The organism is Microcystis sp. LE19-10.1B, from assembly GCF_027530565.1.
GTDB lineage: Bacteria > Cyanobacteriota > Cyanobacteriia > Cyanobacteriales > Microcystaceae > Microcystis > Microcystis aeruginosa.
In genome coordinates this window covers 1-10,456 of sequence record NZ_JAPZQM010000013.1, presented here as the reverse complement: position 1 = coordinate 10,456, position 10,456 = coordinate 1, and the positions used below count along the sequence as shown (strand labels likewise).

Annotated in this window: 8 protein-coding genes; 3 read left to right on the top strand and 5 right to left on the bottom strand. The window is 43.0% G+C overall.

The features are described 5' to 3' along the window. Positions 1-145: 145 nt before the first annotated feature. The gene (gene pyrR, locus O9332_RS00370) at positions 146-679 is read right to left on the bottom strand and encodes a bifunctional pyr operon transcriptional regulator/uracil phosphoribosyltransferase PyrR (RefSeq protein ID WP_002759497.1); all 534 of its coding nucleotides are present in this window, start codon (positions 677-679) and stop codon (positions 146-148) included. Between the two features lie 142 nt (positions 680-821). Here pyrR and O9332_RS00365 point away from each other — a divergent pair, with 142 nt between their 5' ends. Then, positions 822-2,219, top strand: coding sequence for an amidase (locus tag O9332_RS00365; RefSeq protein WP_288023229.1), 1,398 nt, complete (start codon positions 822-824; stop codon positions 2,217-2,219). 128 nt (positions 2,220-2,347) lie between these two features. On the opposite strand, the gene O9332_RS00360 is transcribed toward O9332_RS00365, so the two are convergent. After that, positions 2,348-4,222: an ABC transporter ATP-binding protein gene (locus O9332_RS00360; protein ID WP_288023227.1), complete on the bottom strand. Its 1,875-nt coding sequence runs from the start codon at positions 4,220-4,222 to the stop codon at positions 2,348-2,350. Between the two features lie 589 nt (positions 4,223-4,811). Further along, the gene (metK, locus tag O9332_RS00355) at positions 4,812-6,062 is read right to left on the bottom strand and encodes a methionine adenosyltransferase (protein WP_012267167.1); all 1,251 of its coding nucleotides are present in this window, start codon (positions 6,060-6,062) and stop codon (positions 4,812-4,814) included. A 326-nt stretch (positions 6,063-6,388) separates the two neighbouring features. Between metK and pcrA the strand changes: the two genes are divergently transcribed. Further along, positions 6,389-8,710, top strand: coding sequence for a DNA helicase PcrA (gene pcrA / locus O9332_RS00350; protein WP_002759490.1), 2,322 nt, complete (start codon positions 6,389-6,391; stop codon positions 8,708-8,710). 9 nt (positions 8,711-8,719) lie between these two features. On the opposite strand, the gene O9332_RS00345 is transcribed toward pcrA, so the two are convergent. Both O9332_RS00345 and O9332_RS00340 read right to left on the bottom strand, forming a co-directional pair. Continuing rightward, a complete protein-coding gene (locus tag O9332_RS00345; protein ID WP_002759489.1) occupies positions 8,720-9,061 on the bottom strand; it encodes a DUF5615 family PIN-like protein in 342 nt (113 codons plus the stop codon). Beyond that, positions 9,058-9,291, bottom strand: coding sequence for a DUF433 domain-containing protein (locus O9332_RS00340; RefSeq protein WP_039899814.1), 234 nt, complete (start codon positions 9,289-9,291; stop codon positions 9,058-9,060). Before O9332_RS00340 ends, O9332_RS00345 begins: the two co-directional genes overlap by 4 nt. Before the next feature lie 325 nt (positions 9,292-9,616). Here O9332_RS00340 and O9332_RS00335 point away from each other — a divergent pair, with 325 nt between their 5' ends. Beyond that, positions 9,617-10,045, top strand: coding sequence for a CAAD domain-containing protein (locus tag O9332_RS00335; RefSeq protein WP_002744522.1), 429 nt, complete (start codon positions 9,617-9,619; stop codon positions 10,043-10,045). Positions 10,046-10,456: the final 411 nt, after the last annotated feature.

Sequence of the window (10,456 nt, the reverse complement as noted above, 5' to 3'; positions counted from 1 at the left end):
AAAACAAGGGCAACAAAGCCTGAAACGACTGGCTCCTGACGACCGGCTACTGACTCCTACCCCCAGGAAAAACTTTTTCAGCAGACCCTAATTATCGATGCAATTATGTTTATTTTCCTCCGGGGATTAGTTACCAATCCTCTGTTTATTTGATTAATTCCACCCCATCTTTGCCGTCAATCTCTTGTAGATAAACTTTTACCTGTTCCTCGGCTGCGGTGGGTAGTTTTTTGCCCGTAAAATCCGGGTGAATTGGTAATTCCCGATGACCACGATCAACGAGGACTAATAAGCGGATTTTTTGCGGTCTGCCATACTCAATAATAGCATTGAAAGCGGCGCGGATCGTGCGACCTTTATAGATAACATCATCGACTAAAATCACGGTTTTTCCCGTGACATCTAGGGGCATTTTGGTTTTAGCAGGAGTGCGGGTTTTAATGCGATCGAGATCGTCGCGATAGAAGGTAATATCGATCGCTCCCACGGGAACTTTTACCCCTTCTAAGCTCTCAATTTGATTAGCAATTAAATTAGCTAAAGGCACTCCTCGCGTGTAGATACCGATCAAAATCAAGTTATTTAAATCGCCACTTTTTTCGATAACTTCGGAAGCCAAACGGGTAATAGTGCGACGAATTTCGTCAGCCGAGAGAATTTCAATTAACTGTGGGGTCATAATTTTCCAAGACAAGGGGGGATAGGGGATAGGGAAATTTTGACGGAAATGGACTTTTTTTTTCTTTTTCTTTTTCTTTTAAAACCATCTTGCCACTAACGAATATAATTATTTTCACTTACCTATTTTACCTCGATCGCTCATGAGTGATGAATTATTGCAAAAATCTGCCCTAGAATTAGCCCAACTGATTCGCACTAAACAAATCTCCCCCCTAGAATTAACCCATTTATACCTCGACAGAATTGAGAAATTTGACTGTCAAATTGGTAGTTTTGTCCATGTCGCCAGGGAAAGCGCCCTAGCAACCGCGAGCGCCCAAACGGAACAATTAAGTCAAATCGCCGCTACTGCCGAATTACCGCCTTTTTTTGGAGTTCCCACCGCCATTAAAGACTTAAATGCCGTCGCCGGAATGCCGGTTAGTTACGGAGTCGCCGCTTTACAGGGAAATATTGCCCAATACGACGAAGGAATCGTCACCAGAATGAAAATGGCGGGTTTTATCCTTCTGGGCAAAACTGCCACTTCCCAGCTAGGTTCCTTTCCCTACACCGAAAATCCGGGTTTTTTGCCGACTCGTAACCCCTTCAACCGCGATTATACCGCAGGAGGTTCCAGTGGTGGCGCGGCGGCGGCGGTAGCGGCGGGTTTCTGCCCGATTGCCCAGGGTTCCGACGGTGGCGGTTCCATTCGTACTCCGGCGGGTTGTTGCGGTTTGGTGGGGATAAAACCCAGTCGCGGGCGCGTTTCCTATGCCCCGGTGGGGGAATTTCAAAGCGGTATCGCCACTAACGGCACTCTTTCTAAGACGGTGGCAGATGGGGCGGCGCTGCTTACCGTGATTTCGGGCTATACGACGGGCGATCCCTACTGGCTACCCGATCCGCCCTTTTCTTTCCTACAAGCCACTCAGAGAGGCGTAAAACCCCTAAGAATCGCTTTTTCTACTTCCATATCCCCCTTCGGCGAAGCGGCTGCCGTCTATAAAAATGCTGTGATCGAGACGGCTAAAATTTTAGAGGGTATGGGGCATCACTTAACGGAGTATTCTCCCGATTTACAGGCTTTAATCGCTCCTTTTCGGCGTATTTGGCAAGCGGGGACGGCAGCGACGGGAATTCCGAAGGAGTTATTAAGTCCCCTTAACCAATGGTTATTAGAGAATTCTGGCAGCGCGGGGGAATACCTGCAAGCGGTGCGGCAGATGCACGTTATTTCGCGGCAAATTGTGGCGATGTTTGATAATTTTGATGTCTTACTTTTGCCCATTTTCCTACATCAACCCCCCGGAATTGGTGAGTGGGAAAATTTACCACCGGAAGAAGCGGTTAATAAGATGATTGGTTGGATTGCCCCTTCTCCGATTGCTAATGCGAGTGGTTTACCTGCGATTGCTTTACCCACAGGGGTTGATAGTCAGGGTTTACCCGTGGCAATTCAGTTAGTTGGTAAACCTGCTGATGAAATCACTTTGTTAGGATTAGCGGCACAATTAGAGGCAGCTAATCCTTTAGGTTTGATGGCTAATTTTAAGTAGGTAGGTGTTAAAAGTTGTCAGACACCCCCCTTATCAAGGGGGGCAGGGGGGATCGGCACCCCCCTTATCAAGGGGGGCAGGGGGGATCGAAGCTAAAATCCATTTTTAATTCAATTATAACCAGCTACTTAACTAGCAAGACTTTCGGTAAATTGGGGAATGGAAGCGATAAGTTTGCGGGTGTAATCACTTTGGGGAGAGTTAATAATTTGGTTAGCTGTACCCATTTCCTCAATTTTACCTTTATTCATCACCATAATCCGATCGCTCATAAATCTGACGACACTTAAATCGTGGGAAATAAAGATATAAGTGAGATTAAATTCCTGCTGTAATTCTTTGAGTAAATTTAAGACTCCCGCTTGCACGGAAACATCTAAAGCAGAGACAGATTCATCACAGATAATAAACTGAGGATTTAAGGCTAAAGCGCGAGCAATACACACCCTTTGTCGTTGTCCTCCTGATAATTGATGGGGATAGCGATCAAACCAATTAGGATCAAGTTTAACTCGTTCTAATAAATATTCTACTCGTTGCCGTCGCTTTTGGGAATTGCCGCCGGTATGATGAATAACCATCGGTTCTAAAATTGCTTTACCGATGGATAAACGGGGATTCAGGGAGTTGTAGGGATTCTGAAAAACTATCTGTAATTCCCGTCGCAGTAGTCTTAATTTTGGATCGCTGGGGTTTAATTTAGCGAGATTTTCTCCTCGGAAATAGATATCTCCAGAAGTAGCAGGAATTAAGCGCAGAATTGTCCTTGCTAAAGTGGATTTTCCGCAGCCAGATTCACCGACTAAACCCAGGGTTTCCCCCCGTTTAACAGCAAAACTGACCTGATCTACGGCATTAAAAAAGGTCTTGACTTGCCCGAAAACTCCCTTAACTGGAAATCTAACCGATAAATTTTCTACCGATAAAATATTCTCGTGATTCTGTAAACCTGCGATTCTGCTTTCTTCCTCCTGGAGAGTAATAAAATTAACTGCTGGTGGAGTAATTTCCTGTAGTTTAATAATCTTACCTTGAGAGTCTTTTTCCACTCGTAAAAAATCGCTGACGGTGGGCAATTTTTCTGGACGAGAGTTTAAGCGGGGACGACAGGCAAGTAAACCTTTTGTGTAGGGATGTTGGGGATAATTTAATACTTCTTCTTTCGGTCCTTGTTCGACAATTTCTCCTTGATACATCACGACAATTTGATCGGCAATTTCGTTAATAACTCCTAAATCGTGGGAGATAAAAACCATTGACATTTCTCGATCGCTTTTACACAAATCTCGTAATAATCTTAATATTTCTGCTTGGACAGTCACATCTAAAGCGGTGGTTGGTTCATCGGCAATTAATAGGGTAGGATTACAAGAAATCGCCATGGCAATCATTACCCTTTGTAATTGTCCCCCCGATAATTCGTGGGGATAACGCTTGAGAATTGCTTCTTTTTGTTCCTGAATATAAGTTCTAATTTTTTCCCTGACATGACCCTTATTTTCTAAGGTAAAAGTTTCTATATACTGCTCCTCCAACTGTTCATCACTGGGTAATAAGCGCACTTCTTGCAGTAGAGAGATGGCTTGATTTTTTGCCTGTTCAGTGGTGACTTTTTGATGCAGTAAAATTGCTTCGGTGAGTTGAAACTCGATGTTATAAACTGGATTAAGAGAACTCATTGGTTCTTGGAAAATCATCGCCATTTCTCCCCCGCGATAATAACGCAATTCTTCTGGGGGAATAGATAATAAATCTACTGCTTGCATTGACTGACCTTTTGCCGGACGAAAGCAAATTTCTCCCCCGGTAATTTTCCCCGGAGAGGGAACCAGTCCCATGAGTGCGAGGGAGGTGACAGATTTTCCTGAACCCGACTCCCCCACACAACCGAGAACTTGACCTTTCTGCAAGCTAAAACTAATGTTATTAACGGCGACTGTTGTTCTTTTCTGATTAGAAAATTCAACGGTGAGATGGTGAACGTCGAGAACTTTGTTATCCATGGGTCTTTAAACAGAAAGACAGATTCGATTTACTTATAAATATAGCTTTTTCTGTTCCCAGTAGCTGGGTGCAATTAATTCGTAGATAGCTGGCGACATCTCGCTTGCAAGGGAGAATTTTGCCAGCATTAAGAAGATTTTCGTCTCTCAGCGATCGCCATTTACCAGAGACTTGTCAGACTAAATCCTGTTTAGAGTGATAATTGAGAATAGTTATACCAAATCCGGTTATTAAAAACTGATTATCTATTGCTCCTATTGCCTATTGCCTGTCCTGATATGTAGGGTTTGCTGAATAAATCTAAAAACCTTGTTGGGTAAAACTTTTAGACCTTTTGGCCATCAAAAAGTAATGGATCTGGGAGTGATCGGGGGAAAAATTCCTGGACTTTTTCCCTGAAAATTAGGTAATTGACCCCCTCAAAATCGGTAAAACCCTACACCCCACACCCCACACCCTACACCCTGCCCCCAGGAAAAACTTTTTGCCGCAAACCCTATGTAGCCTATACTCAACGGATTTAGTATAAAAAAGGAATAGAGCCTGAAACTCTATTCCTGAATCAAAAATTGCAGTTAATTTTTAACCCTATACTACCGCAGAAGTCAAAGCTTCTTTGAGGATAGCGGCTTTATCGGTTTGTTCCCAGGGTAAATCGAGATCATTGCGACCAAAATGACCATAAGCGGCCACATCTTGGTAAAAACGCTCGCCTCTTTCACTGGGTAAACCGCGCAGGTTAAAGGTTTGGATAATACCGGCCGGACGGAGTTCAAAGTATTTATTGATTAAGTCCAGAATCACATCATCAGCGACTTTGCCAGTGCCAAAGGTTTCCACGAAGAGACTCACCGGACGAGCTACCCCAATCGCATAACCCACTTGAATCTCGCACTTATCGGCCAAACCAGCAGCGACGATATTTTTGGCCACATAACGGCAAGCATAGGCCGCGGAGCGATCGACTTTGGTAGGATCCTTACCGGAGAAAGCGCCGCCACCGTGACGAGAATAGCCACCGTAGGTATCGACGATAATTTTCCGTCCCGTTAATCCCGCGTCGCCTTGGGGTCCACCAATGACGAATTTTCCGGTGGGATTAACCAGATAACGGGTATTGGCATCGGGTTTAATCTCTAAATCGCTGAAGACCGGTTGTACTACCGCTTCCCAGAGATCACTTTTAATCTTTTGTTGGACGAGATCATTATCGGTGATATCGCCGATAGTAGCATCGTGTTGGGTAGAAACAAGGATAGTATCGATACCCACGGGACGACCATCTTCATAAATGACCGATACTTGCGTTTTACCGTCGGGACGCAGATAGGACAGTTCACCCGTTTTTCTGACTGCCGCTAAACGGCGAGCGATGCGGTGGGCTAAACTAATCGGTAAGGGCATAAATTCCGGGGTTTCATTGCAAGCGAAACCGAAGACAATACCCTGGTCTCCCGCACCAATTTTATCGAGTTCATCATTGCTGAGAAGTTCGCGATTTTCCTGAGCAGCCGTGACACCCTGGGAAATATCGGGAGATTGTTCGTCTAAAGCAACTAAAACGGTGCAACTATTCGAGGAAAAGCCGTTATCTGCGTTGATATAGCCGATTTCAGCGATTTTCTTGCGAACTAAATCGACGAAATGAACCTGTGCTTTCGAGGTGATTTCACCAGTAATCAAGACTAACCCTGTATTGACAACCACTTCAGCCGCTACACGACTGTGGTCATCTTGGGATAACAGAGCATCGAGAATAGTATCAGAAATCTGGTCACAAATTTTATCGGGATGTCCCTCTGTAACCGATTCGGAGGTGAACAAATAACGTTTAGACAAGTGATGTCCCTCACATAGTAGTACGTTTGAACGCAAAAAAGATTCCAAGAAATCTTTGATCATACAGTGTAACAGGGAATTTGTAGAGATCCAGTATTTTCAATAAGAAACCGCCCGAACATTGTTCGGACGGAGTGTGGTGTGAGGAGTGAACGGAAACTTTCGTCTCCGCTAATTCCATTGTAGATGACAACTTAGAATCTTGAACGATTTGAAAGAAACTAGCCCAAAAAATTTTTATCTCTTGAAGGGGTTGACTAATGCCCGATACCCGTCTCGATGATGTAGCCTGAGTAATAGCGGTCGCAGAGCTATATTGAAAAATTATGACAGTCACAGCCGATTATTTAGAACAACTCAATCCTTCCCAGCGCCTTGCTGTTGAGCATTTTTGCGGCCCTTTGTTGGTGGTTGCTGGAGCAGGATCGGGAAAAACTAGCGCTTTAACCTATCGTATCGCCCATTTGATCCGTCATCACGGGGTCGAGCCGGAAAATATTCTCGCAGTCACTTTTACCAATAAGGCGGCCCGGGAAATGAAAACGAGAATTGAAAAAACTTTTGCTCAACAAAAAGCACAGGAAAAATACGGTCAAAGATTAGAACTTTTAGAAGAATACGAACAGAAAAAAATCTTTTCTCAAGTTTATCGGAATTATACTAAAAAACTCTGGATTGGGACTTTTCACAGTCTTTGCGGTCGGATTTTGCGCTATGACATTAATAAATATCAGGATGAATATGGTCATAGTTGGCAAAGGAATTTCTCAATTATGGATGAATCGGATGCCCAGAGTTTGGTGAAAAATATCGTCACTAAACAGATGAATTTAGATGATAAAAAATTTGATGCTCGCAATCTACGTTATGCGATTAGTAATGCCAAAAATTTAGGTTTAACTCCCACGGATTACGCCAGAGAAAACCCTCATTTTCGGGGAAAGGTCATTTCTGAGGTTTATCAGGCTTATCAGATGCAATTGGCACAAAATAATGCCCTAGATTTTGATGATTTAATACTGGTTCCAGTCCGTCTTTTTCAGCAAAATGAATCTATTCTCGGTTATTGGCATACGCAATTTAAGCATATTTTAGTCGATGAATACCAAGACACTAACCGGATTCAGTACGAGTTAATTCGGCTTTTGTCCACCAATGGTGAAACGAAAAAAAGTGAGTGGAATTGGACGGATCGATCGATTTTTGTGGTGGGTGATGCCGACCAATCTATCTATAGTTTTCGGATGGCAGATTTTACTATTCTGCTCAATTTTCAAGCGGACTTTGGCGATGGTTTACTCGATGATGATACTCGCACGATGGTGAAACTACAGGAAAACTATCGTTCACGGGAAAATATTCTGCAAGCGGCAAATAAGTTAATTGAAAAGAATAGTCAAAGAATCGATAAAGTCCTTGTTCCCACCAGAGAAGGAGGCGAGAGTATTTATGTTTTTAAAGCCAGAGATGAACAGGAAGAAGCAGCTTTTGTTATCGATAAAATTCGAGAATTTACTCAAGAAAACCCCGAATTAAATTGGGGTAGTTTTGCCATTCTCTACCGAATTAATGCCCAATCTCGCCCCTTTGAAGATGGGTTAATTCGCAATAATATCCCCTATAATATTGTCGGGGGATTTAAATTTTATGATCGACAGGAGATTAAAGATGCGATCGCTTATTTACGAGTGATTGCCAATCCTGCTGATACCGTTAGTTTACTGAGAATTATTAACACTCCCCGGCGCGGTATCGGTAAAACCACAATCGATAATTTGCTCAAAGCTGCCCAAGAATTAGGAGTACCTTTATGGGAAATTATCAGCGATGAAACTTCCGTTAATACTCTCGCCGGTCGTGCGACTAAAAGCATCAATAAGTTAGCTAAAATTATCCAAAACCTGCAAGAAAAAATCACCGATTTATCCGCTAGTGAAATCCTAGACCAAATCATGGAAGATTCGGGATATATCGATGAGTTAAAACAGCAGGGAACCGAGGAAGCTGATACCCGCATTGAGAATATTCAAGAATTGTATAGCGCCGTCGTACAATTCCAAGAAGAAAACGAAGAAACCAATCTCCAGGAATTTCTCGCTAGTGCTAGTTTAGCCTCGGATTTAGATAATCTTCAGGAAGGTCAAGAAAAAGTCTCGTTAATGACCCTTCATTCCGCCAAAGGTTTAGAGTTTCCTATCGTCTTTTTAGTCGGTTTAGAACAGGGCATTTTTCCCCATAATCGTAGTTTAAACGATCCCATTGCTCTTGAGGAAGAACGCCGTTTGTGTTATGTGGGTGTGACTCGGGCCAAGGAACAATTATTTTTAACCTACGCAAAAGAAAGATATGTCTGGGGGAATAAAGAGATGAAGGTAGCTTCCCAATTTTTGCAGGAATTGCCCCCAGAATTGCTCACAAGCAACCTGAAACCGAAAAAGACCCCAAAAGTGGTTGCCATGGAAAAAACTGTCTCCGATCAAAGAAAATGGCAGGTAGGCGATCGAGTGTTACACTCTACTTTTGGAGAAGGAGAAGTGACCCATATCCTTGGTGAGGGTAAAAAAATGAATCTAGCGGTCAAATTTTCGGGTTTAGGTCAGAAAATCATCGATCCTCGCACCGCACCCATGCAACTTATCCACGAATAGGGAAAGACCTTAAGGAGTATTGCTAATCTCTACAATTATTGTTCCTTGCTCTAGTTGTTTCAACGCATCGGGTAAAGTAGCTGTCAGTAATCGCCGCAGATTCTGATTTGTGACATTACCACAGGTTAACCATAAAATTTGAGGAGGTGTTCCCAGACGACAAACCAAATCAATAAAGTCACTATCTTTGGTCATAATCACGGCATTTTCCGCTCGCGCTGCTGCAAAGATCTCGATATCTTGAGCATCTCGAAGGGATAAGTCTCGCAGGGACGATGCTTCTAAATCAAAGGTCGCTGATAACCAGCTTGCTAGAGTTGGGGGTAGTTGAGCATCAATCCAAATTTTCATGCCGTTAGTTTAGGAAAATCCGTACACCGTGCTGCAAAAAGTAAACAAGCTTGGATATCTGCGAGTTCCAAATCGGGAAAGTCTTCTAGAATTTCAGTTATGCTCACATTCTCCGCTAACATTTCCAAAATATCCGTTACTCGAATTCGCATCCCCCGAATACAAGGACGACCACCACACTGGCCGGGTGTTTGAGTAATGCGGGTAAGCAAGCTAACTGTTGAGTCCATAGAACGCATCTCGAAGATATTTAGTCTGCATTTAATTATCTTATCTGCTAATCCTAACAACCAATCCCTAGCACCCAACTGACACCCCCTGATTCCTCAACTCCGATCGCTACCTGCTGTTAGAATAGAGAATTGCGGTCAGACTGACGATAAAATTGAGAAGCTAAATCCTTGATTCTTAATAGTTGTTGAGCAACTTTCCGCCTAGTATCGCAATTATCCGATAATATGGGCAACAGCGAGTTAGTCTATTCAGTCTGTTAAAATTGACCCCCGTTGGTCGTATTCGCGCACTGTCTAACCTTTATGATGAGGATCAGTTAATATGGAATCAATGCAACCCACCGAGACCCAAAATCCGATTAGAACGGATTTACCCGGGTCTCTGAGCAAACCCAGCAGCAGCACCGAACAGATTTGGTCTGAATATGTAGAACCAGTTTGGGATTCGGTGATGTCCTATCTGGCTAACGTCCCCGATTATATCGGTAGTTTCTTCTCTGGATACAAAAAACCTTTAATCGTTCTGGGGGCAATTTTAGCCAGTTTTGTCACCGTGAAAGTTACCCTAGCGGTTTTAGATGCGATCGATGATATTCCCCTCCTTGCTCCTATCCTACAATTAGTTGGGATCGTTTACACTGGTTGGTTTGTCTGGCGCTATCTGCTCAAAGATGAAAATCGTCGCGAGTTATTAGCCGAAATTGATGCACTAAAAGCGCAAGTTTTTGGCAGTCACAATAACACTTTATAGATAGAATCAAGCATAAAAAACAAAGGAGTTGAGTGTTTCCGCTCAACTCCTTTGTTTTTGCACAAGAGCTTATACTATAGCGTTTTTCAGTCTAGTGAGGTACAAAAGTTATGGGTTTTAGGCAAAAGGCAAGAGGCAAAAAGCAATAGGGAGAATAAATAATCAGTTTTTAATAACCAGATTTAATAGAGTTCTTGCATAATTAATTTTTGAGAGGGCAAAAATGAGAAAAATAAGCATAAAATTGCCTAAAATCCCTAAATAGGGCTGGCTGAATAAATCTAAAAACCTTGTTGGATAAGACTTTTGGACTTTTTTCCCCTCAAAAAGTACCAGATATGGGAGTGATCAGGGGGAAATTCAGGGACTTTTTCCCTGAAAATTAGGTAATTGACCCCCTCAAAATCGGTA